This window comes from Conexibacter woesei Iso977N (assembly GCF_000424625.1).
Classification (GTDB): Bacteria; Actinomycetota; Thermoleophilia; order Solirubrobacterales; family Solirubrobacteraceae; genus Baekduia; species Baekduia woesei_A.
In genome coordinates, this window is record NZ_AUKG01000001.1 from 292,783 (window position 1) to 314,805 (window position 22,023).

The 22,023-nt window shown below is 70.1% G+C and carries 21 protein-coding genes; 1 reads left to right on the forward strand and 20 read right to left on the reverse strand.

The genetic code is table 11. The features are described 5' to 3' along the window. Window positions 1-2 precede the first annotated feature (2 nt). On the forward strand, window positions 3-1,214 hold the full coding sequence (locus H030_RS38100; protein ID WP_081690427.1) for a DNA glycosylase AlkZ-like family protein: 1,212 nt from the start codon (window positions 3-5) through the stop codon (window positions 1,212-1,214). Window positions 1,215-1,381: 167 nt separating this feature from the next. On the opposite strand, the gene H030_RS0101515 is transcribed toward H030_RS38100, so the two are convergent. From H030_RS0101515 to H030_RS0101615, 20 genes are all read right to left on the reverse strand, one after another. After that, window positions 1,382-3,001: a hypothetical protein gene (locus H030_RS0101515; RefSeq protein ID WP_027004806.1), complete on the reverse strand. Its 1,620-nt coding sequence runs from the start codon at window positions 2,999-3,001 to the stop codon at window positions 1,382-1,384. A gap of 38 nt (window positions 3,002-3,039) precedes the next feature. Beyond that, window positions 3,040-3,456, reverse strand: coding sequence for a hypothetical protein (locus tag H030_RS0101520; RefSeq protein WP_027004807.1), 417 nt, complete (start codon window positions 3,454-3,456; stop codon window positions 3,040-3,042). 319 nt (window positions 3,457-3,775) lie between these two features. Next, complete coding sequence (locus H030_RS0101525; protein ID WP_027004808.1) at window positions 3,776-4,234, reverse strand: helix-turn-helix domain-containing protein; 459 nt, start codon at window positions 4,232-4,234, stop codon at window positions 3,776-3,778. A 27-nt stretch (window positions 4,235-4,261) separates the two neighbouring features. Continuing rightward, a complete protein-coding gene (locus H030_RS0101530; protein WP_027004809.1) occupies window positions 4,262-4,558 on the reverse strand; it encodes a hypothetical protein in 297 nt (98 codons plus the stop codon). Beyond that, the gene (locus H030_RS0101535) at window positions 4,555-4,869 is read right to left on the reverse strand and encodes a hypothetical protein (protein WP_155891769.1); all 315 of its coding nucleotides are present in this window, start codon (window positions 4,867-4,869) and stop codon (window positions 4,555-4,557) included. Before H030_RS0101535 ends, H030_RS0101530 begins: the two co-directional genes overlap by 4 nt. A 9-nt stretch (window positions 4,870-4,878) precedes the next feature. After that, entirely contained in the window at window positions 4,879-6,216 is a 1,338-nt protein-coding gene (locus tag H030_RS0101540; RefSeq protein WP_027004811.1) for a tyrosine-type recombinase/integrase, read from the reverse strand. A 6-nt stretch (window positions 6,217-6,222) separates the two neighbouring features. After that, a complete protein-coding gene (locus H030_RS38755) occupies window positions 6,223-6,369 on the reverse strand; it encodes a hypothetical protein (RefSeq protein WP_155891770.1) in 147 nt (48 codons plus the stop codon). Window positions 6,370-6,570: 201 nt separating this feature from the next. Beyond that, complete coding sequence (locus H030_RS38760; RefSeq protein WP_035125722.1) at window positions 6,571-7,017, reverse strand: hypothetical protein; 447 nt, start codon at window positions 7,015-7,017, stop codon at window positions 6,571-6,573. Continuing rightward, the gene (locus H030_RS36060; RefSeq protein ID WP_051221456.1) at window positions 7,014-8,081 is read right to left on the reverse strand and encodes a DNA-methyltransferase; all 1,068 of its coding nucleotides are present in this window, start codon (window positions 8,079-8,081) and stop codon (window positions 7,014-7,016) included. Before H030_RS36060 ends, H030_RS38760 begins: the two co-directional genes overlap by 4 nt. After that, a complete protein-coding gene (locus tag H030_RS28465; protein WP_051221458.1) occupies window positions 8,078-8,947 on the reverse strand; it encodes a replication-relaxation family protein in 870 nt (289 codons plus the stop codon). Before H030_RS28465 ends, H030_RS36060 begins: the two co-directional genes overlap by 4 nt. After that, entirely contained in the window at window positions 8,944-11,499 is a 2,556-nt protein-coding gene (locus tag H030_RS0101570) for a hypothetical protein (protein WP_027004812.1), read from the reverse strand. Before H030_RS0101570 ends, H030_RS28465 begins: the two co-directional genes overlap by 4 nt. A 232-nt stretch (window positions 11,500-11,731) precedes the next feature. After that, window positions 11,732-12,904: a hypothetical protein gene (locus H030_RS0101575; protein ID WP_027004813.1), complete on the reverse strand. Its 1,173-nt coding sequence runs from the start codon at window positions 12,902-12,904 to the stop codon at window positions 11,732-11,734. Further along, the gene (locus tag H030_RS0101580; RefSeq protein ID WP_027004814.1) at window positions 12,901-14,853 is read right to left on the reverse strand and encodes a hypothetical protein; all 1,953 of its coding nucleotides are present in this window, start codon (window positions 14,851-14,853) and stop codon (window positions 12,901-12,903) included. Before H030_RS0101580 ends, H030_RS0101575 begins: the two co-directional genes overlap by 4 nt. Then, a complete protein-coding gene (locus tag H030_RS0101585) occupies window positions 14,850-17,267 on the reverse strand; it encodes an ATP-binding protein (protein ID WP_027004815.1) in 2,418 nt (805 codons plus the stop codon). Before H030_RS0101585 ends, H030_RS0101580 begins: the two co-directional genes overlap by 4 nt. Next, the gene (locus tag H030_RS0101590; protein WP_027004816.1) at window positions 17,264-17,971 is read right to left on the reverse strand and encodes a hypothetical protein; all 708 of its coding nucleotides are present in this window, start codon (window positions 17,969-17,971) and stop codon (window positions 17,264-17,266) included. Before H030_RS0101590 ends, H030_RS0101585 begins: the two co-directional genes overlap by 4 nt. A 20-nt stretch (window positions 17,972-17,991) precedes the next feature. Then, window positions 17,992-18,294: a hypothetical protein gene (locus H030_RS0101595; protein ID WP_155891771.1), complete on the reverse strand. Its 303-nt coding sequence runs from the start codon at window positions 18,292-18,294 to the stop codon at window positions 17,992-17,994. Continuing rightward, window positions 18,285-18,581, reverse strand: a complete 297-nt coding sequence (locus H030_RS28470) for a winged helix-turn-helix domain-containing protein (protein WP_051221460.1) — start codon at window positions 18,579-18,581, stop codon at window positions 18,285-18,287. Before H030_RS28470 ends, H030_RS0101595 begins: the two co-directional genes overlap by 10 nt. Window positions 18,582-18,929: 348 nt before the next feature. Beyond that, on the reverse strand, window positions 18,930-19,106 hold the full coding sequence (locus H030_RS38765; protein WP_155891772.1) for a hypothetical protein: 177 nt from the start codon (window positions 19,104-19,106) through the stop codon (window positions 18,930-18,932). Between the two features lie 90 nt (window positions 19,107-19,196). Beyond that, entirely contained in the window at window positions 19,197-19,799 is a 603-nt protein-coding gene (locus H030_RS0101610; RefSeq protein ID WP_027004818.1) for a hypothetical protein, read from the reverse strand. Window positions 19,800-19,838: 39 nt separating this feature from the next. Next, entirely contained in the window at window positions 19,839-22,016 is a 2,178-nt protein-coding gene (locus tag H030_RS0101615) for an Ig-like domain repeat protein (RefSeq protein ID WP_155891773.1), read from the reverse strand. Between the last annotated feature and the right edge of the window lie 7 nt (window positions 22,017-22,023).

A 22,023-nucleotide genomic window follows, 5' to 3' on the forward strand; every position in this document is an offset into this window, starting at 1 on the left:
GCATGCCTGCCCCTGCCGCCCGCATCTCGTCGTCATCGGCCCTCGCGGCTCTCCTCGCGCAGCGACCGCTCATCGAGATCTCGGCCGTCACCGAGCGAGGTTGGCGGTTGGCTCGCCAGGGACTCGCTCCCGCGCATCCCACAAACCTCGAAGACTTGGCCCGCATCCACTGCGGCCTTCACTCAGCTCGTCAGCTCACCCCTTGGGTCACGCTCCACGCACGCCAGAGCACAGCGTCACCGGCACTGCTCCGGCAATCGCTCATCGAGCGCCGGCTTCTGCGCCTTCGCTGCATGCGACGCACCCTGCACCTCGTCCCGCAGGATCTCGCACCGATCGTCCACAGTGCCACCCTCGCCCAACGCATCGCGCCATGCCGCCTTGCTCTCCAGCGGTCTGGACTGAGCGCTCGATTGTGGTCCGCAGTCTCCGACGCCGTGACTCTTTCGCTAGAGGACGGGGAGCTTGGCTACCGCGACCTTGAGCATGAGGTCATCGCACGAGTCCCGCGCTTGATTCGCCGGAGAGACGACTGCCTCGCCATGGTGCGTCTAGCGATCAAGACGCTATGGGAAGAAGGCGCGCTCCTGGTCGGCGACTCAAGCCCGAGCCTCCATCACGAACACCGCACCTTTGCGTTGACCACCCAGGCAGCGCCCGGCCTCGATCTCAATGCCCTGACTCCTCGCGCGGCGACATCGCAGCTTCTGCCGCTATACCTCGAGGGCTACGGCCCTGCAAGCGTTCGCGATTTTCGGTGGTGGTCAGGTATCGGGCTGTCCGACTCTCTCCCCGCATGGGAAGACCTGGCTGATCACCTCGTGCGTGTGCGTATCGCGGAGCGCCCCCACGAAGAGCTCATCGCTCTTGATCGCACCATTTCTGCCCTACTCGAGGGTCAGTGGGAGACGCTGGTCGACGACGGCGCCGCACAGGTACTTGCGTACGAAGATCCTGCCCTCAAAGGCTACTTCGCGACACGCTGGCGCTACGTCGATCATGCTCACCAGCACCGACTGTTCAACACCATCGGTGAAGCGCGCGCATCGCTGATGCTTGACGGACGAGTCGCAGCTGTGTGGCACTGGGACCGGCCTAGCCAAAGCCCGCGATTAGAGCCGCTCCGCCCACTTCGCGCCGGCGAGCGGGACAGACTGAACACGGCGCTGAGTCGAGTTACCGGCTATCTCCGCAGCGAACCCCTGCTCCGCTGACCAAGCGCGAGGTTGGCTGACCTTTGCCACGCGTCAGCGCCTTCGGCGCGGGCAAAATGGCCCACAAGAAGTCTCACCGTATGTCGGCCAGCCGACTAATCTCCGCTTCCGCAGTTTCTGGGAGGTCCGGCGGCCGCGAACTATCGAGGTTTCTCAGGGGCCACGCCTCACGGAGCTCGGGGGCCGTAGTTCAGGATCTCTTGCACAGAGACGGGCGCCGCCGTGTTGTCATCGGCAATCGCGACGGTGACGCCACCAGCTTGAACTTCACACCGATACGGCGCCGCGCTCTGGCACCAAGCCGTGGCAACGACCGTCCCGCTGTTGTCGGCGCTCTCCAAGACGTACGCCTTGATGCCAGGCTCGTCTTTGGCGGGGTCACGCGTCGGCCAGGACGTGGTGCGCAACGCGGCAGAGGCGGTCACCCATCCGCGAGCGAGCGCGGGAGGCAACTCGACGTACTGCTTGCCGCCAGGCTCGACGTCCGCACAGCGGCGCGGCTCGGACTTCACTCCGCCCCCACCATCCGACAGCACCGAGCGCACGAGCACCCATGTGCCAGCGGTCGTGAAGATGATCTGGAAGTCACCGGTTGCGATAGGGGTGCGTTCCGAAACGCCCAGCAGCGTTCCGTCGGCAGCGAAGCGAAGGCCCTCCGCGACCGGATCAATCGCAGCCTTCGGGTTCGCCAAAAGCACAGCTGCGGGATGGTTTGGGCCGACGACGCCCAACGCGCGGGTGGTGCCATCCGCCTGGCACACGCCGAGAACGGTGAACACCTCGGTGCGTCCGACTCGCACTGCCAGGCCCGGGCAGCCCAGGGTCGGGCCGCCGATAGTCGCCCACGCCATCGCCAGCCCCGCGCGCGCCTGCTTGTAGGTGTCGCCGGCCTGCGCTTCCTGCCGATCACCGCCTACGCCGGAACCAGCGGGGATCGCGCAGGTATCACCTTCGGGGGGCGCGGGGTCGGGCACAGCCGGCAGCGGCGTTGTCGTCTGAGGTGCGGTGGTGGTGGAGGCGGACGAGCCACGGTGCCTCGGCGCGTTGCCACCGCCGTGCTTGCCACCCTGCAGTGCGTCATCGTTGTGCTTGACATGTGCGAACCACTTTTTGACGGACGGCGCGAGGGCCATCGCCTGTGCACCGCAGCTGCCACTCAAGATCACGAACCACACGATGACTAACGCGCTGAAGGCCCTCGGGGAGCGCTCGTTCGCGAAGAGCCGCTGGTCGATTTGGTTGATCCGATCGGAGTCCAGGCGCCCCATCACGTTCCCCCGAGCCGCGGTGATCCGAGGGCAGGCGCGAACGATCTCGGTCCCCGTGGGGAGGTGTCCAAGATCGGCGAGCACAATCTTCCGGTCCGCAATGAGCCAGCCGACCGGCCAAGCGGGCAAGGTGAGCGCTAGCGCCCGCCATGGATGAGGCTCGCTGAGTAAGAGGGCAACGCCGACGGCGAGGAGGTAGAGGCCCCCGGCGATCTCGCTCGCGTCGAGCGTGTTCAGGCATCGACGCCGGTACGCCGTCCAGTTGGGATTCGCGACGGCCCGGTGATTCCAGTAGCCGCCGGCGAGGTGAACGACCCCGCGACCGAGCACGATGAGCCCCAGCGCGACGTTAGCCGCCGCCCCGTAGCGGGTGAGTCCAGCGGTAGACAAAGCGTGCGACCAGCGCAGGACGACGCCGCCGGCCGAGAACGCCGTCGCGGCGATCGCGACGCGACGACGCCGAGGAACGCGCGTCTCGGACGAGGCGCCGCTGTCGTCCTGGGGGGTGCTGGAAGGCATCCGAACTGGGCGTCACGTGGCAACCGTGATCGCTGCGCTCACCCCTCCTGCCGGATCCGTGGATCGTCGCCGTGGACGGCAGCGAGGTACGCCGTCACGGCCTCATCCTCAGTCACCTCTGCGCGAAGCGCCTCTGTCTCTGCTGCCCTCCGGAGGATGTCCAAAGCGGCGGCCCAATACGGTTCAGAACGTGGTGAGCGTTCGTAGAGACGGCGGCGATCCCACGCCGCAATCGAAATTGCGGTCAGAAGGTTGTTCGTGGCGAGACGCGAAAGCTCCGCCGACACCTTGTTTTCGGGGACGTCGAGCTGGCCTGCCATCTCGCGCGCCCAAAAAGGCCCCCTGCCGACGGCGATGAACGCACCGACCTCAGCTCTGAACTGCGTCCCGAGCAACGACTTGGACAGCGCGCGCGTGTGTTCCTTGATCCGTCCGACGTCTGGCGTACGGTCCATCCTGGGCCTCCGTCCCCAAATTTCGAGAACTAGCCTAGCTTAGATGGTCACCAGACTCTAGTTGCTGGTTGCTGGCCTCTGGCGACTCGGAACCACGAAGCTGACCGCCGGCCACCGAGAGCTCCCGACGAGGACCCGCACCCGGGCCTTGGCAGTTCCGTGAACCCCCTTCGGAGCCAATACTCGGCGCCGCCCGCGGACCGCAAATATTTACGAGCGAACGATCGCTTTGACTAGCTCGGTGGATGCCGCCCGTAAGCGTGCCCGGTCATGTGCGTTAGAGACGTGCGCGAGCCGAGGTTCGTCCCGCGCCGGGCATTCACTGCGTGCGGGAGGGCACCACAGCAGCGGTGTAGCGGCGCGGCTTGTCGCTGACCTGCTTGAGGTCGCCGGCCTTGGCGCGGCGGGTCAGGCAGTTGGCGACGGCGCCGGAGGAGCGGCCTAGGGCGCGGGCCACGCCGACCGGGCCGACAGGCTCGTCGAGCGAGCGGACGTGGTTCATGACGAGGTCGTCGAGCTGGCCGGGGCGCAGGCGGTCGATAGTGGCCTTGGCCCAGCGGTCGGGGGCGCGGCGGCCGCCGTCGCGCTTGCCCGTGGTGCGGGTCACCGTTCCGGCGCGTTCGAGGGCGGCGAGCTGCTTGCCGACGGTCGAGCGGACCAACCCGGTGGCGTCGGCGATCTCGGCGGCCGTCGAGCCGGGCTTCTCGGTGAGGGCCTCCAGGATGGACTGGCCGGCGTCGGCCGTGGCGTTGGTCTTGTTGCTGGTCTTGGCGGGCATGATGATGTCCTTCGGTGGTGGTTGTACCTAGCGCTCGGTCGAGCGAGGCGGGTTGTTGGTGGTGTCGGTGAGGACTTCGGCGGTGAGGGCGAGCGCGATGGCCTCGCCGGTCTCCCAGATGCGCTCGCCGGTCGGCGAGCGCCAGGGGCCGGTCCTGCCGCGCCACTGGCCGCGAGTCCAGCCGCGGGCGGCCAGGAGGGTTTCGGTGGCGGCCGAGGGCAGGAAGACCATCGTCACCCCTCGGCGGTCCCAGTCGCCACGAAACGCCTCGTGTGCCCGGCGCAGCCCGTCGGCGGTCGTGTGGTTGTTGGTGTGGTCGGTCATCGGTCGTGGTCGTTGTCGGTGGGGATGGCCCAGCGGCGGGTCGGATCGAGCTGCTCGCGCAGGACGTCGAGGAAGAGGCGGCGCGCGAGCGGCGACTTGTAGGTGTGGTGACGCAGCGCGTAGTGCCAGTGGCCGGCGACCCACATCACGGCGCCGAACGCGGTGATCAGCAGGCCGAGCGGGTGGCCCGCCAGCGCGAGCAGGAGCCCGGTGACCGCCACGGCGATCCCCGCGATGCGCAGCAGGAACCCGCCGGCCAGCCAGGCGACGACCAGCAGCACCGCGACCAGCGCCAGGAGAGTGGCGAGCAAGGACATGGCCTACGCCGCCACGAGTTCGCGATCGGCGCTGACGGGCAGCGCCAGCGGCTCGGCCGGCTGGGGCTCGTAGTCGTCGTAGACGAAGGCCTTGAGCCGTGCGCGCTCCTCTGGGCTGCGGCGCATCATGTGCGCGTAGACCTTCAGCGTGAAGCGCGGGTCGGTGTGGCCGAGCTGAGACATGACGCTGGTGGGGTCCTCGCCGCAGGCCACGAGGATCGAGGCGAAGGTGTGGCGCAGCTTGTGCGGGGTCAGGCCCTTGGGCAGCGGCACCTCGCCGCGAGCGAGCAGCAGCTCGTCGGCCGGTGCGAGGGCCGGGGCGAGCATCCGGTTTCTGACGTTGTCCTTGTCGCGCCGCGTGCCCTTGTCGGTCGGGAAGACGTAGTCGTCGGGACCGGCCTGCGGGTGGCGAGCCTTGTGGGCGGACAGGATCCGATGCAGCAGCGGCAGCATCGGGATCTCGCGCAGGCCGGCGTCGGTCTTGGAGCGCCCGACGTAGAGGCGGCGGTTGACCAGGTCGACGTCGCGCCAGAGCAGGTAGCCCAGCTCCTCAGCACGGGGGCCGGCGAGCACCAGGGTGGCGATGAGCGCGTGGCGGTCGGTGGCGCGCCAGTAGGCACTGGCGTCCAGGTCGGCTGCGGCGTCCAGCAGGGCCATGATCTGGCCGACGGCGTCGAGGTGGACGGGGCGCTTGGCGTCGACCTTCAGGCGCCGGCGCCGGCCGTGGGCGGCGTTGGTGGTGGCCTTGCCGTAGTCGACGGCGACCGACAGGTAGGAGCCCAGGACGTCGATGGTCTTGTTGATCGAGGTCGGCGCCAGCGGGCGCAGCACGCGCCGGTTCTCGTCGCGCAGCGGCCGGCGCCGGTCGATGGCGGCGCGGCGCTCGGCGCCCTCTTCGAGCTTGAAGAGGCGGTACTCGTCGACGGCCTCGGCCTCGAACTGCGACAGCGGCCGCGGGCCGAAGTAGGGCCAGAGGTGCACGCGCAGCGCCCACTCCTCGTACTCCCACATCCGCTTGGACACCTCGAGCTTGCGGCGAGCCAGGCGCTTCTTGGAGAACCCATAGAACGTCAGCTCGGCCGTCGGCACCTCGCCGTCTGCGTCCTCGGCGTCAGCAACGACCGGGGCCGGTGCGTTGCGCTCGGGCGGCACCCAGATGCCGCGGCGCACGTCGGCCAAGATGTTGTCCAACTCCTCTTCGGCCTTGGTGTGCGTCCAGCCGTCGTGCTCGGTGCCGAGGGTGAGGTAGACGCGCTTGCCGTAGGCCAGGAACCGCAGCGCGTAGGTCCGCCCGCTGCTCCACGGCCGCTCGATAACCGTCCCTTCCTTCTTGCGCCCCATGGCCGGCTACCGCCGCTTGCGCGGGCTCGAGGCCAGCGGGACGCGGCGCGCGGCCGTGACGACCAGCAGCACCGTGTCGGCCAGCGAGCGGGTCCAGCCCTCTCGCTCATGGCCCAGCGCGAGGTAGACGCGCCGTCCGTCTCCTGCGGCCAAGCGCAGCCCGTAGCTGCAACCGCCCGGCTGGCGACGTTCGACGATGTGTCTGTTCTTATATGTCAACTTGACCACCCTTTGATGACGGGGCGGCGAAGCGGACGAGGGCGTCGAGGAGCGAGCCGACGGCCCACCGGGTTGGTGGGAGTAGGCTTCTCATCGCGTCGAAGTCCTTTGCTTCGCCGCCGTGGCCGGGGGCGTTCACGCGCCGCCCGGCCGTCTTGATCTCTGCGTCGCAGACGTTAGCTCTGCTCGCCCCCGAAAGGGAAGTCCTTCTGCGCAATCGGACGCAATCCCGGGCGATCGTCGGACATCTGCCCCGTGGGTTTCGCCGACCGGGGCGGCGATGGCGGGACCGGGGCGCTCGAGGTAGGCGGCGACACGCGTGGGGTCAAAGCGCAGCCGTGGGCGCACGCCGGTGCCCAGCCGTCGCACGCCGAGGTCGTCGGCGTGCTCGTAGACCCAGCTGCGTTCGATGCCCCATCGCGCGGCGACCTGCGCTGCCGACAGCAACCGGCCGTCGTCTTCGACTGGCGCCCTGACCGGTTCATGTTGTTGGTGGACAAGGTCGGCGACGCGGTGGGCGAGCTCGTCGAGGCTGCCCGGGTCCAGCCGGACGACGATGACCTCACCGTCCTGGTCGCTCATGCCGGCCGCCGTCGAGCGGCTCGGGTAGGGCGGACGGGGGGCGGGACCTCCTGGACCGCTGCGTCGGTGCCGTCGCTCCAGTGGGTGATCCGGGCGCGGGCGATGTCGATGTAGTCGAGGTCGCGTTCGATCCCGAGGAAGCGGCGCTGCTCGAGGAGCGCGGCGATTCCGGTCGAGCCCGACCCGCAGAACGGATCGAGCACCAGCCCGCCCGGTGGGGTGATGAGGCGCACCAGCCACCGCATCAACTCGATCGGCTTGACCGTCGGGTGCGGGTTGTGCAATGGCTTCTTATGGGGGTTGGTCGCGCCCGGGAAATGCGCAAGCCGGCGGGCGGGCAGGTGCTCGCAGCCGGCGTCGCGCTCGGAACGGCGGGTCTTGGTGACGTACAGAAACCGGCTGGCACCGGGCCGCTGGGCCTCGATCTCATCCACCGGACAACGATCCGCGCACCTGTTGGGCTGGCAGTGCTCGTCATGGCTGGCGATCATGTGCGCTGGCCAGCGCCTCATGCCGGGCTCGTCGGGCCAGCGCACGGCGCAGGCATCGACGTTCAGTGCCCCGGTGCCGTGCCGCTTGAGGTTGTCGGTGGTTGTTCCGTCGACCGGGCGGCGCGCGAGGACGATCGGCTCGTAGAACGGCTTGAGCGTCGTCGCGCGGCCGCCGTCAAAGCGGCGAGACTTCGGGATGCCGGGACCGAAGATCCACATCAACATGTCGCGGATCTCCAGGCCGCCGTCCTCCAGGCCACTGGTCAGGCGGTGCGTCATCCGCGTAGCCCCGAACGCGACGACGTGCCCGCCAGGCTTGAGCACCCGGTGCAGCTCGGCGGCCCAGGTGGTCGTCCAGCGCTCGAACGCCTGGCCCGGGGTCATGCGGCCGTGGGCTTGGCGGGCTTGGCGCCGGATCGCTGTGCCGTCCCAGGAGTGGTTCTTGATGTCGATGCCGTAGGGCGGGTCGCAGACGACCGCGTCGACGCTCTGGTCGGGTAGCCCGGGCAACAGCTCCAGCGTGTCGCCCGGCACGACGCGCCAGCGCTGGCCGTCCTCGAGCAGCGGGGTCATGCGCTCTCGCCGGTCCAGTTGACCGGCCGCTGAACATGTAGGCGTTGGAACGTCGTCGCCCACGGACCCTGGCTGAGCAGGTCCTCGAGCGTCACGATGGAGATCGCGACCTGCGGCGTGGCTTGCAGCAGCGGATCGGCCTGGCAGAGCGCCAGGACGGTCTGTGCCCGGCGCCGTAGGGCGGCGGCGGGGGCGTTGGTCAACACGACCAGCACTTCGGGGAACACGGGGTAGGTCTGGTGCCATTGGGGCTCCTTGTCGTTCTTGGTGGTGTAGGTGTGCAGCCGGGCGTAGCGGCCGAGCTTTGAGGCGAGCGCGGCGGTGGGTTGGGTGGCGCGGTCGAGTTCGAGGAAGCGGTAGTGGAAGGCCAGTCCACCGTCTTGGAGGTGTTGGAGGTAGGTCAGGACGGCGTCGGCGATGACCAGCTCCGGACGCCGGCCGGGTGTGGTACCGATCGGGTGGGCGATCTCGTGGCGCCAGGCCAGCGGCCCGAACTCGTCGCCGCGCTCCCGCGCCGCCGCCACGAAGGCCAGGCCGACGTCGTTGACGGCCAGCGTGTGAGCGCTGAGCGCGCTGGCCGCGTGCCGGGCGTCATCGGCGCCGCGGCGCGCGCCGGCGGTCTGGGGGTGGGCGAGGTGTAGGGCTTGGTGGCCCTCGGCGGTCAGGAAGTAGATCCGCCGCGAGCCGCCCGTGTGGACGAAGTCGACGAGACCCGCCGCGACGACGCGGGCCATGACCTTCTCGATCCAGCGGCGTCCCGCGGTCGGGGCGTGCAGCGCCCGGAGCTGGCCGGCTGTCAGCAGCCGGTGGGCGTCCAGGCTCTCGAGCATGTCGCCGGCCACGGCCGGCAGCGCCGAGGCGCTCACGACCCGGCTTCCGGGTTGCCGGTGCGGATGACGTGCGGACCCGACGGAACCGACGCCGATCGGCCGCCCGTCGTCGTCTTGGTCAGGTGGGCGAGGATGCGGCCGGCGTGGCCGTCGACCTGGGCGAGGCGTTCCTGTACGGGTTGACGTCCCGCGGTTGCGTCGATGGCCTCGTCGAGCAGCGCGACCTGGTTGGGCTGGCGGTGCTCGGCGTGCAGCTCGGCGGCGGGGATGCCGTGCACGAGAAACGGCGGGGTTACCTCGCGACCGAGGGTGACCGAGGCCAGGTAGGTGAAGCGTTCCAGCCGGCCGAGCACGGCGGGGTCGGGATATGTGCCCCACTCGGCGCTGATCTTGCGGGCGGCCTTGGCGTTGACGGTGGTGGAGTGCATGTGGGACCGGTTGGTCGCCACCGCCGTCCAGGTCGAGTCCAGTAGCCGTGCGGGGTCCTGGTTAAACAGCTCGCCGCGCCCGCCGAACTTCGCCATCTGCTCAAGCAGCGTCGCGAGGTTCGGGCTGTCATAGGTCTGCAGCTCATCCAAGGACACCAAGAACGGCTTCCGTGCCTCCGGCGCCATCGCCCCGCGCGCCTTGAGCGCGTGCAGGAGGTCGTAGACGATGAGGTTGGCTACGAGCCGGTCGCGCGACGAGCCCGGACCTGGGCAGACCAGGACGATCTGCTCGCCGGCCAGCGCGCGGCGAGCGTCGTAGGTCGAGACGGGGCTGCCGAAGAGCGCGGCGATCGACTGCGAGGCGCGCAGGCGATCCAGGACGTTGGTGACCGCGGTGATCGCCTCGCCCGGCAGCGACGGGAAGCGGTCGGTGAAGAAGCCGCGGTTTGCCGGCCGCAGGTGCGGCAGCGCCGCTGCCCGCCAGTCCTCGTCGGAGAGCAGGACGGGGACCTCAAAGATCGTCGGCGCCAGCTCGGGCGGCAACGTCAAGGCGAGTTCGGTCAGCGCTTGGGCGGCTTGGGTGGCGAGGTTCAGCGCGCGGGTGTTGCGCTCGTCCCAGCGCAGCGCGGCCGCGAAGGCGTCGACGAACGCATCGACCTTTGCCGCGGCCTCGTTCGGCGTGCGGGCGGTGAGCGCGAGGAGGTTCCAGCCGGGTTGGTTGTTGGTGGACTTGCGTTCGGAGAGGTCGATCTCCACGACCCGGTCGCGCAGGCCGGCGGCGGTCAGGTAGGTCTTGATCTCGGCGATCGCGTCGCCGTGGGGATCCATGAACAGTCCGCCGCGGCCGGCCAGCGCCCAGGCGACGAAGCGGACGATCGCCAGCTCGGTCTTGCCGTAGCGCGACCGGCCCGACATGTAGGTGAAGAACGTCTCGCTGGCGTGAACGCCGACGACGCGTTGGCCGGTGCGCGTGTGGATCCGACCGAGCGGGATGACGTCGGGCTGGCCGTGGTAGTCGGGTAGGCCGCGTGGCGGGGATGGGATCGCTCCACGACTGCGGGCGACGTTGTCGGCGTGGCAGTGCACGGTCGGGGGCTTGAGCAGTCCTTGGACCTCGCGCACCGAGACGATGTCGCCGCGGCGCGCCGCGAACCGGCCGGACGCGAGCCGGCGGTCGAACAGCCGGCGGCGCCATGGGAGGTCGTCGCCGAGGAAGCCGAGGCCGCCGAGACGCAGGCCTCGGGCGCGGAGGTGGTTGGCGGCGCCCATGGCGTCGGTGACGGCCAGCACGGAGCGCGTGGTGGCCAGCGCCCGGCCGCGGTCTCGGGCCTCGACGCGCAGCGCGAGCTGGAACTGCAGCAGCGGGTGCTGCGGGGCGAGCTTGCGATCCAGGCCCTGCGTGTCGTGGCGACGCTGCACCGTGTCTGACGGCGTCGTGCGACCCCGCGACCGGCCCTCGTCCAGCAGCGCGGCGAGGGGCTGGTGGTCGGGGTCGCGAAGCAGGCGACGACGGACGCGACGGGCCTCGCCGGGTGAGAGGACGCGGGCGTCCAGGACAAGTCGGGCTTGCTCGCCGTCGGCGGGCTCAAGCTGGTCGACGGCAGCGGCCAGGCCCTGAAGCAGGTCGGGTCGCAGGCCGGTCTCGGCCAGCGCCTCACGGGCCGAGCGGGCGAGCACGAGCCGCGCCCGCACCACGCGCCGCAGCCTGCTCGTCACCGGCCCGGGATCCGGGGCGGGGTCATGTAGCTCGACACCGGGGTAGGCGGCCAGCGCGCTCTCCAGCGCCGGGCGCGAGCGCCCCGGGGCACTGACCCGGAAGCGGACCAGCCCGTCGGTGTCGGTGACGACCTCGAAGCGCACCGCGCTGGCCGGACGCGTCAGCCAGCCACCTCGAGGACGGACCCGGCCCAGCCCGGCGACCATCTGCTCAACGTCCTCGGAGGTCGGGTCAAACTCCTCTGGGGGCAGCAGGTCAAGCGTCACCCGGGAGGCCAGCGCCCTGCGCGTCAGGACCGCTCGCAGCAGCACGACCGCGGCAGCGAGACCGGCGCTGCCAGCGGCTACCGGTAGGGCGTCGACGAGCGAGACCGAGACGCCGCCGGAGCCAGCCAGCCGGGAGACCATCCGACCAGCCAGCAGCAGCAGGAGACCCGCGCCCATGGCGATCGCCGCCGCGCGATCACGAGGTGAGTCAGGCCTCACCGCCAGCACCCCACCGTTACCGCATTGAAGAAGATCTCGCCAGCGAGATCCGGCCCAGATGCCGCGCGATAGCGGGCGATCTCGGCCGATCGAGGTCCAGGGCCATGTGCCCCGCCCCGCGACCCTGCATGCGACCCACCCGGCGACCCTGCATGCGGCCGACAGGCGTACTGCGCGACGAGCTGAGCTCTCATCGATTCTGCTCCTTGTTGGTGGTGAACGCGTCGACCCATGCCGGCGCGAAGTAGGTGCTGCGCGGGGCGTTCTGCGCCTCGCCGGTCGAGGCCGAGGTCAGCCAGGAGAGGTGCAGGTGCGCGTTGCCGCCACACGCGCAGTGGGCGGGGTCCCCGTGGCCGGGGTAGCCGTCGTAGCCGACGAAGCGAAACGGCGGCCGCGCACATGCCGGCGCCACACCCGAGGCCGCACAGGACCGCTTCCAACCGACGGCTCGGGCGAGGCGTTCGGTGCTGGTCTGCCAGCTCTGGCCGGGGTCGGGGACGAGGTCGACGGCGGCGCCGAGCGGGTGCTCCCCACCCGAGGCGTGGATGGCGTAGCAGGCGGTGACCGTCACGCGGTAGCGACGCGCGAGCCACAGCACGTCGTCTCGGATGCGGCGATCGCACTCGATCGCCGCACCGACGGTGATGGTGATCGGCAACGCCTGAAGCCCGCCCGGACCGTGGTCGCGGACGACCGGCCCGAGGCCACCGTCGCCAGCGGGCTGCACGTCGGTGCTGCCGCCGCAGCCGCCCCCGCCGTCGGAAGCTTGGCCGGAGCCGAAGCCGTAGGTCACGGCGCGGGCCATGACCTGGTCGGCGTAGTCGGCGGTGGCGTCGCCGCAGGCGCCGTAGTAACCGCAGGCGGCGTCGTAGTAGTCCTTGTAGCTGCCGCCGACGGGCGGAGCTTGCTTGGCCTGGCGCAGGATCCGCGCCGCGGTGAAGACCGCGTCGGCCGGATCGTCGGGATCGATACGGCCGTCGTGGTCGGCGTCGACGCCGTAGCGCTCCCAGAGCGTCGGCCCGTCGCCGGGGCTGCACGGCGACCCGCGCCGGACGGCGATCTGCATCGGCCCCGCGCAACCCGATCCGTTATCGCCCGCGCAAGATCCGTGGTTGCACTCCTGCGCGCCGATCGAGGCCAGGAAGGCCCAGTCGATGTCAAACCGCCGACCAGCGGCACGGTAGATGCGCAGGCGCACAGGCGGGATCTCGTGGGCCTTGTTGGTGGTGTTGCTCGCCGCTGCCGTGGTGCAGCCGCCACCGAAGCTCGCGCCGGCGATGGCGATCACGACGCCGACGACCGCCGCGGCGCCCAGGCCGATCGGGGCCGCTGCCGCGAGCGCGACTCGCGTTGCGGTGCTCATGACGTCTCAGTTGGACGGCCCGCGTCGTCGGGGCGTGGTCGCAGCGACGGTCGTCGGGATGGTGGTGGCGGATTGCTCGGCGGTCTCTTGGCGTCGTGGCGCTTGCGGCGCGGGCGCGGCGACGAGGTCTGGGCGGTGTCGGTCTGCTCGCGCTCCGCGTGGCCGCTGGGGCGGGTGACCGGACGGCGAGGCGCGGTCTCCTCATCGGCCTCGCGATCGATCGGCGCGCTCTCATCGCGTGCCGGACGCGCGCCGCCGTGGTCGCGGCGCGCCGTCGGCCGTTGGTGGATCCGCGGCGACGGCTCGGCAACACGCGGCGCCGGTACGGGCGCGAGCTCGGGTTCGACCGGTGGCGGCCGATGGTCGACGGGAGCCTGGTCGCGCCGAGGCCGAGCGGGAGGCTTGGCGAGCTTGGCCAGTCGGTAGCCGACAAAGCCCGCACCGAGGAGCTTCTTGAGGTGGGCTTCGCGTTGGGGTTCGTGACCGGAGACGGCGGCGATGATGCTCCCGGCGAGCTTCTGGCGTCCGAGGAAGACCATCCACATAAACATGGACTGGCAGCCAAAGCTGAACAACCACCCCATGTTGGTCGTCGCGTCCTGCAGCGCCGCCACGACGGTGAGCAGGATCGTCAGCACCAGCGCGTAGACGGCCTTGCGGACGAGGTAGGTGCCCAGCTGACTGGCCCAGTTCTTGAACAGCGCGTGACCACGGCCGGGGACGATCGCGGCGATCAGCGCGACGACCGAGAAGGCCGCGAGCAGCAGCACGACCATCTGGGCCAGCAGGATCGAGATGGCCAGCGTCCCGAGCAGCAGGACCGACCCGAGCTCGCCGACGAGAACGACGATGGCGAGGAGCAGGCGCTGGTATTGGCCGCCCTTCTCCATCGCGTCGGTCGCGGGCTTGTCGGCAACCGCGGGGTTGTAGGTGTTCTTCTCCGGGTCGCTGTCGGGCAGCTTGGACGGATCGGCGTTGTTGATGGCGTCGTACTCGGCGTCGCGATCGGGCGAGCCCGGCGCGAAGGCCAGGAAGTGCTGGGGGTAGCGCAGCGAGTTGTCGATGCACTCCTTGCCGGCGGCGGTGACGTGGCCGTCGCGGTGCAGCCGCGCGCGGGCGTGCGCGTCGGCCGCGGGGTCGGCGGCGAGCGGCAGGACGGGGACTGAGATCGGGTCGTGGTCGGTGCTGCCGGTGCCGATCTTGATGCAGTGCTGGGTGCCGCCGAACTCCAGCGCGACCCACGGACGCAAGACGAGGACGTCGAAGAGCTCGTCGCTGGCTTGGCGGTGGGCGTCGGGGCCGGTGGTGACCTTGCCGTGGATGCTGACCGACAAGAACGCGTCGGCGATCCGGTTGTCCCACTGGGTCGCGCGGCCGATCGTCGCGTCGGTGTTGAAGACGATCGCTAGCGCTATGACAACGTAGATCACCGACATGCCCAGCCCGGCGGCGGTCTCGCTGTAGCGGCGCTGTACGAGCGCGCGCCACATCGCCCAGCAGCCGGCGACGACGACCGCGGCTTCCATCCACGGCGCGCCCAAGGTGTTGGCGTACAGGTTGTGGATCGCGTCGGAGACCGGGGCAAGCGCGCCCGCGCCGCCGGTCTGGGGCGAGCCGTTGACGAGGTCGATCGAGAAGGCCAGCGAGAAGAGCTGGATGACCGAGTACACCAAGAACGCCGTGACCTGCCAGATCATGTCGGCAAAGAACCCCGCGATCCCCGGACCGATCCCGGAAGCGTCGACGCCACCGGTCAGGCTGGCCTTGACCATGCTGAAGTGCTGGTCGAGGTCGTAGGCGCCCAGCGGGTAGCGGTCGGCCAGCGGGCCGACCGGATCGCCCGGCCCGGAGTTGTAGTACAGGTCGCTTGCCCCGTGAGCGATGGCCGGCGCGGCAAGCACGCCGAGGACGACCAGCGCCAGGACCGCGAGGATGCGTCGGCGGCTCATCGCGCGGCCTCGCTGCCTCTTGAGGGGACGGTGTCGATCGCGATCAGGAGGTCGGCGTCGGGGACGTGGATGCGGATCGGCGCGACACGTCCGTGCAGGTCGCGGATCACGCCGACGCCCGGCGCTGGGTTGGCGTCCAGCCCGTGGTGGGGCGCGTCGGCGCCGACCAGGCGCAGGACGTCCTGCCAAGGGCCGAAGCCCATCCGGGTTCCGGCGAGTTCGTCGATGCCGTCGAGGTCGCCGACCAGCTGGGTGATGAGCACGACCGTGGCGTTGAACGCCCGCGCCAGCCGCAGCAGCCGGTTGATCAGCGCACGGCCTTGGGGCGAGGACAGCAAGAACCAGGCCTCATCGAGGATGACGACCTTGTGCTGGGCGCGGTCCTCGCAGACCAGCGCCAGCGCCAGCGCGGCGATCAGAGACAGGGTCGCGACCGAGACGCGCTCGGCGCGCGTGTAGGTCTCGCGCGCGACGCCGGGCTCGGGCAGCGTCAGCCCCGGCGTACGGATCGTCAGGATCGGCCGTTTCAAGGTGATGGGCTCGGTCCTGCCGTCACCGAAGCCCAGGCGGGCCAGGCCGACGTCGGCCAAGACGTCAAGCGCGTCGGCCACCTCGGTACCGGCGCCGTCGAGCTGGCCGAGGCGGTCGATGACCGCGCGTGTGCTCGGCGCGGGTTGGCGTGCGATGTCGCGCACGGCGCGGGCGATCGCGCGCTCCCACGAGGCCGGCGGATCGCGCAGCAGCTCCAGCAGGTAGGAGATCGCCAGCTCCTCACGCAGCTCCGGGACGCCGATGACCATCGGATCCAGCCGGCCCTGCTGGCCGGCCTCGCCGCTGAGCTCAACGACATCAACCTGATCCTCCAGGCCGGGGATGCGGGTCCAGCCGTGGTCGGGCTTGGGGTCGAAGTCGACGACGATGCTGCCGCGGCAATGGGCGCCGTGGCCGATGACCTGCGCGGTCACCGACTTGCCCGCGCCGGGCGGCCCGGCGACCAGCACCGCGGTCGGCTTGGACTCGCGCGAGGGCGCGGTGACGTCGAAGTACAACGGTGCGCACAGCCCGTCGATCGAGTGCCCGAGATACAGGCCCCCGTCGTCGCCGATCTGCGAGGTGGCGACCGGGACCATCGCGCCGAACTGCTGGGCGGTGACGTGCTGGACGTACTCCCCCACCCGGCCGCCGTCGGTCCGCGGCAGATGGTCAAACCACAGGCGCTCCTGCAGCCCGCGCGGCCGGTACAGCGGAAGGTCGCCAAAGGCGGTGCGCAAGCGTTCGATGCGGCGCTCGAGCAGCTCGCGGGTCTCGGCGCCCAGGGTCAGTGAGATCGAGGCGTACAACATCGGCGGCCGTGCACCGGACTGCAGGACCTGCTCGTACTCGCGCGCCAACGTGCGGTCATCGTCGGCCTGCCACGCCGGGCCCGTGCTGGACTCCAGCTGATCGCGATAGACCTGCTCGGCATCCACGACGCGCTTGCGCACCTGCCCCAGGGCCTCGCGGTTGCCGATCCAGCGCGCGTGCACGACCGCGTCGACCGGGAAGTTCAGGACGTCCAGCGGTGCGTGCAGGACCTCGGCCGCCGGACCGGGGAAGACCGGCTCGTCAGCTAAAGCGCCCACGCACAGCGCGGCCTGGAAGCTCTCCTGTTCATCGGCTTCGACGTGCAGGCTCGGCGGATGCGCCGGGTCCTCACACAGGACCGCGGCGGGTAGGCGCCAGAGGTCCCAGCCCAGCGGCTCAAAGCGGGCGACCTCGCCATCGTCGGTTTCGATGACCAGCGCGTCGGGCTGCCAGTGCGGTTCGAGGTCGGGCGCGGCGACGCCGCGCAACGGCGCACGCGCAAGCAGCCACTGCACCTCGCGCGTGCGCGCGCGACGCAACCCGATCACGCCCGCAAGCCGCTCATGGACCCGCGCCTCGGACTCGGCCAGCACGCTGAGCTGGCGCTGCGATAGCGCCGAGCCCCTCCCGAAGCCGGGTACCGCCGCCAGCACGCGACCAGCCTCCGCCGTCAGGCGAGCACCGAAGCCGTGCGGCGCGTCGGCCTCCAAGCGCACGCCGACGAAGGTCTCGACCTCGCGCCCACCGCCGCAGGCCAGCGCCTCACGGTGCGACGCGAGCAGCTCGTCCCAGGCTTCCGGCGCGTACGGCGAGCGCAAGCCGGCGACCTGGTCGACATAGGCATCGGGGTCGATCGGCCGGCAGACGCGCCAGAGCGAGAAGTCGGCCGCGATCGCGTCGACCATCCGCTCCAGGCGCCGCTGCACGGTCCACTTCTCGCCGTCATCGAGCAGCGGGTAGACGACGGGCTCCAGCCGGTACAGCGCCATCGCCTCGCCACTCGGACCGAGCAGCAGGTTCGCGCGCGTGTAAGTCAGCCCGATCTCGCGCGCCGCGGCACGGGCGGTCATGGACGCAACTCCAAGCGCTCGCCGATCGCGAGCTCGACGGTCTCGACCATCGCGCCGCGCACCCGCCCAGCAGTGGCGACCGGCGTCGCCGCCGCACGCCCGCGGCGCCGGCGGTGAAGCACGACCGGCTCGGCGAACCGGACCCGGCACGGGCCTGCGACGCGGCCGCGGACGACCGTCGGGCGGTGCTCGTCGCGCGCGATCCGGACCGCGGCGCGGGTGACCGTCTGCTGGCCGCGCACCGGCAGCGCCTCGCCGACGCGGCGCCGGCCCGCGATCCGGACCTGCGCCAGAGACCAGAGGTGGCGGTGCAGGCTGCGCCCGTCGGGCGTGATCTGCGACAGCGCCGTCGCCGCGACCGCGGGCACGACGACGAACCGCGTGGGCCAATCGAGAACCCCAACAACCCACCCCACGATCGTCAGCGTGCTGCCGACGACCGCGGCGCGAGTCGCGCCCTCCAACCGACGGCCGAGCCGGGCGCCCGACATGTAGGCCAACACCGCGCCCACGAGCGCGACCACCGGGCTGCGCCCGGCGATCACCGCCACTCCCGCCGCCACCGTGGCGGCGTAGGCCAACCAGCGCAGCGGCACGCCGCCGGGCACCGGGATCGTCCGGCCGTCGATCGCGTAAATCCGCCGGTCCGGGCGGAACACGCGTTGATAGCTGCGCACGACCGCGCGCCGCTGCTGCTGGGACATCAATCCGCTCCCGGTCCCGGCTAGAGGATCTGGTTGCCGAGCGACCGCGCCGTCTTGGCGATCTGGTCAGGACTGAAGACCAGCCACGCCACCACGATCGCCGCCATCAAGAACGTGGCCAGCTCGCGGTAGCGACGGTTGGCCAAGAACCCCAGGCCGAAGATCGCCACCACGCCCGTGTACAGCTCGGCGGCGTAGTGGCGCATCAACTTGCTGACGTTGGCCCCGACGTCGTTGCCCGCCGCCCACGCAAAGGCAGGGAAGACCAACAACACCAACAAGGCGCACGCCACAACGACGACGGCTCGGCGCTTCAGACGCATGACGTCGGCTCCTCGCCATCCGCGTCGTCGGCCGCGTCCTCAAGGACGCGTTGGCGTAGGCGGAAGGCGAGTTGATCGAGCACCCAGAGACTCGGCCAGTCGACCAGCTCGTAGACCGCCCGATCGCCGTCCTCCACGCGCCGGACGATCCCGGCGCGAAAGAGGACGGCGAGGTGGGCGTGGACCGCGACGTCGGGTTCGCCGACATCGCCGACGAGCCGATCGAAGGTCTTCGGACGCCCGTCGAGCGCCTGAAGGATCCGGATCCGCGTCGGGTGGCCGAGCATGCGCAGCCGCGTCGCGACGACGTCGGTGCCCAGCTCGGTGAGATGCGTAGACGCGGCCGACGGGTGACGCCGCGTGTGACGAGGCAGCCGAGGGCCGACCTCACGTTCATGCCTGCGAGAAGAAGTGCTCATACCTCCTTCTCAGGCCACCGCCCGCAGATCCGGTCAAGGACTACATGTCGCGTGTCCTCGTCTGGACAAATCGAGATGTAGTTCTTGGTCGGGACCCCGCGCGCTCAATACCATCGCCTAGCTCGGCGCGCGTCACGGCACGCCGAGCCTGCAGCGGCGCATCCGTCCCGCAGGAAACGCCGCCTCCAGGCGCACCGCGGGGCAATCTCCAAAGAACTATAACTTCTTGTACCGCACGTAGGCGGCAGCAAAGCCGGCCGGCACACCGAGCACGCCGCCGATGGCAGCACTGGCGATCGGGGCGTCGAAGAGGCTCCCGAGGAACCCGAACGCGACCGTGAGGATGACGAAGACGGCAAGCGCCGTCAGGCCCGCGTCTGTCGCGTCGGTCACGCCCGATCGGGGCGCAGGACGTGGTTGCGGCGACCGGGGTGCCGCGACGGGGATGGGGTCGTCGTCAGGCGGCCGAAGAGCCGACACGGCTCAGCAGGCGACGATCAGGTAGAAGGACCGGTCGACCGGGTTGCCTGCGGTGTCGTAGAGCTGGACGCCGACCTTGCCGCCGTCGTCGCGGACAGTCGCGTAGCCGGGCGGAGCGCTGGTCGCGTCGAAGCCACCCAACGTGACCGAGTAGGCGCAGTTGGAAACGCTGGTCGGGAAGCCAACGGTGTAGCTTCCAGAATTGATCGCGGTGTGCGCGCCGGTCACGCCCGGGTTGGCGGGGCGGACGATCTGGCCCGCGCCGTTGACGGCTGCGAAGTAGCTGACGGTCGCGGGACCGGCAGGGCCGGCCGGTCCTTGCGGACCCGCGTCACCCTTGGCTCCGCGCAGCTTCTTCAGGGTTGGCGTGGAGATGTCGGCCGAGACGATCGAGTGGTTCTTGATCTCGCGCGAGCCCACGGCGCTGGGACGGATCTGCGCGGCGCCCACCGAGTTGCGCGGCAGCTTGACGGCCGCGTAGGCGACCCCGCCGCCGCTGATTGAGATGATGATCGCCGTGATCGCCAGGAGGTCGGACCTCGTCAGCTTGGACCTCCGCTGCGCCTGCGGTTCATCGGCGCGTGCTTGCTGTTTGCGTCCCCACATGTCGGATGCTCCTGGCCTGGTTGAGTTGTCGATGTCCTACTACCGCGTGACGACGACCGTTGTGATCGGCGTCTTTCCGGTGACGAATGGATAGCCGGCGTCGGGTGGGATGATCGCTCGGAGCCTGTACCGCTCGGGGCGGCCCTTGAAGACGAAGATGCGCGTCCAGGATCCGTTCGGCCTGGCGCGTGCGTCTCCGAACAGTTGCCAGTCGCCGTTGACCTTGACCCACAGCTGCACCAGCTTGTTCGGCGTCACATAGCCGCCGCGTAGGGTGCCGCTGAACCGCACGCCGTGCCTGGTCCTGACCCGTCCCGCTCGGAAGTGCCTGCCGCTGAGGCGCAGGGTCGTTGAGGCCTCGACGCCGAGGTGAACGTCGACATAAGACGGCCGCACGGTCGGTGTGCCCTCGTAGCGGATACGAAGGGTTCGCGATGGTCCGCGCTTGGCTGTCCGGAAGCTGAATGAACCTGACTTGGTCGTCTTGATGGTCCGGACCGGCGTCCAGTCCCTCGCGCCGTCGATCAGCTGGGTGATGGCGATCGAGGTTCCGGCCATCGACTTGTTGTCCTTGTCGGCCAGCCGCCCCGACAGCCGAGTGCGCGTCGCGTAGCGCAGCCGGACGCGGGTCGCGAGGTACGTCACCCGCTTTCGGTGGGAATGCCGTGTCTGACGACGGCCGCCGGCGAGGCGAGTCGGAGAACGCAGCGGCAGCGTGACGGTCATCGGCGTTCCGCCGGCCAGCGTGGTGGTCGTCTTCTCGTTGCCGGCCGCGTCGACTGCCTGCGCTCGCAAGTCGTAGGGGCCGTCGGGCATCGTCTCGTCTGGGAGGTTGACCGACATGCGGCCGCCGTCGATCTTCGCGGGGAGGCTGGTCCAATCGGTGACGCCTACGGGCTTGTAGTCGATCGAGCCTGAGGCCAGGCCGCTCGTGGCGTCGTCAGCTTGCACGACGATCCTGGTGGGATCGGTCGGATCGATCGGCGAGAAGACCGGATTTGGCGGCACGCGGTCTAGGCGCAGATGCAACTTGATGGCATTGCTCTGCGTGTTGTTGCCGGCCGCGTCTCGCAGCCAGAGGGCCAAGATCCAGTCGCCGTCGTCGTGGACTTGAAGGCCGTTGAGCGCGGCGATCTGCCCATCTGCGCTGGCGGCTGTGCATTTGCTTTGCGCTCCTGCGGCTGGGCAGAGCTGCCAGTTGATCCCCGCCAGAGGTGCGATGCCGACTTGCGGGTTGGTCCAGTTGATCGTAAACCCGTCCGTCGAGTACCACGTGGTGTCGATCTGGTCGCCGTTGACCGTGGCAGGCCCCGGAGGGCCGGGCGGCGTGTTGTCCACCAACTCGGTCACGGGGTCTGTCGTCGTCGTGTTGCCCGCCGAGTCCGTGACCTGGACTGCGACGTGATGGACGCCTTCTGGCTGCGTGAGGGTGAAGGTGTCGACGCCGTTCGGGCACGGCACCGACTGACTGTAGTTACAGGCGCGATCCCTGCTCCCGGCGACGCTGCCATCGATGATCAAGGCGGTATGGCGGATCCCGGAGTTGTCGGAGGCGTCCACCGCGAGGGTCTGCTCGCCGCTGACCCAGGCGCCCGTCCACAGCGCGCCGGTGACGGAGTTGATCGTTGGCGCTGAGTCGTCCTCGAGACGTACGGTCGCTGCGACCAGTCGCGACCACGCCGCGACGTTGCCGTGCGTTGCGTCGTTCGAGCTCAGCGGACACGTCGTGTTCTCTGGGCAGAACACGTCGAGGTACACCGTCCTGGTCGACGGCGGGATGCACTCAAACGACGACGATCCCGTGCAGAGCGGGAGCCAACGGTTGGTACCGGTGAAACTGCAGCCGTCGACGCCGCCCGATCCGCAGCCGAGGATCACCGCGCTGCCATTTGACAGCGCGGTCTCCCACGTGTGGTCAGAGCGAAAGAAGTCATAGGTCGCCAGCATCCCGGCGATCGACGTACCTGCCGGCGCGTCGAACTGCAACCGCGCGTGCAGCGGACCCGTCGCGCTCCCTCCCCCACCCGGGTTCAGCGAGTTGCGCGCGATCATCCCCCGACTCGGATCGTTGTTGGTGGGACAGGCCGCCGAAGCGGTCGCGTGACTGGTGTCGACGTCGACGTGCCACGATCCGCTGGGCCCGCCCGCGGCATCGCACGCCGTCACATCGTAAGTACCCGCTCGGGCCAGCGGCGCCAAGAGCAGCAGAGCGAGCACGGCACCC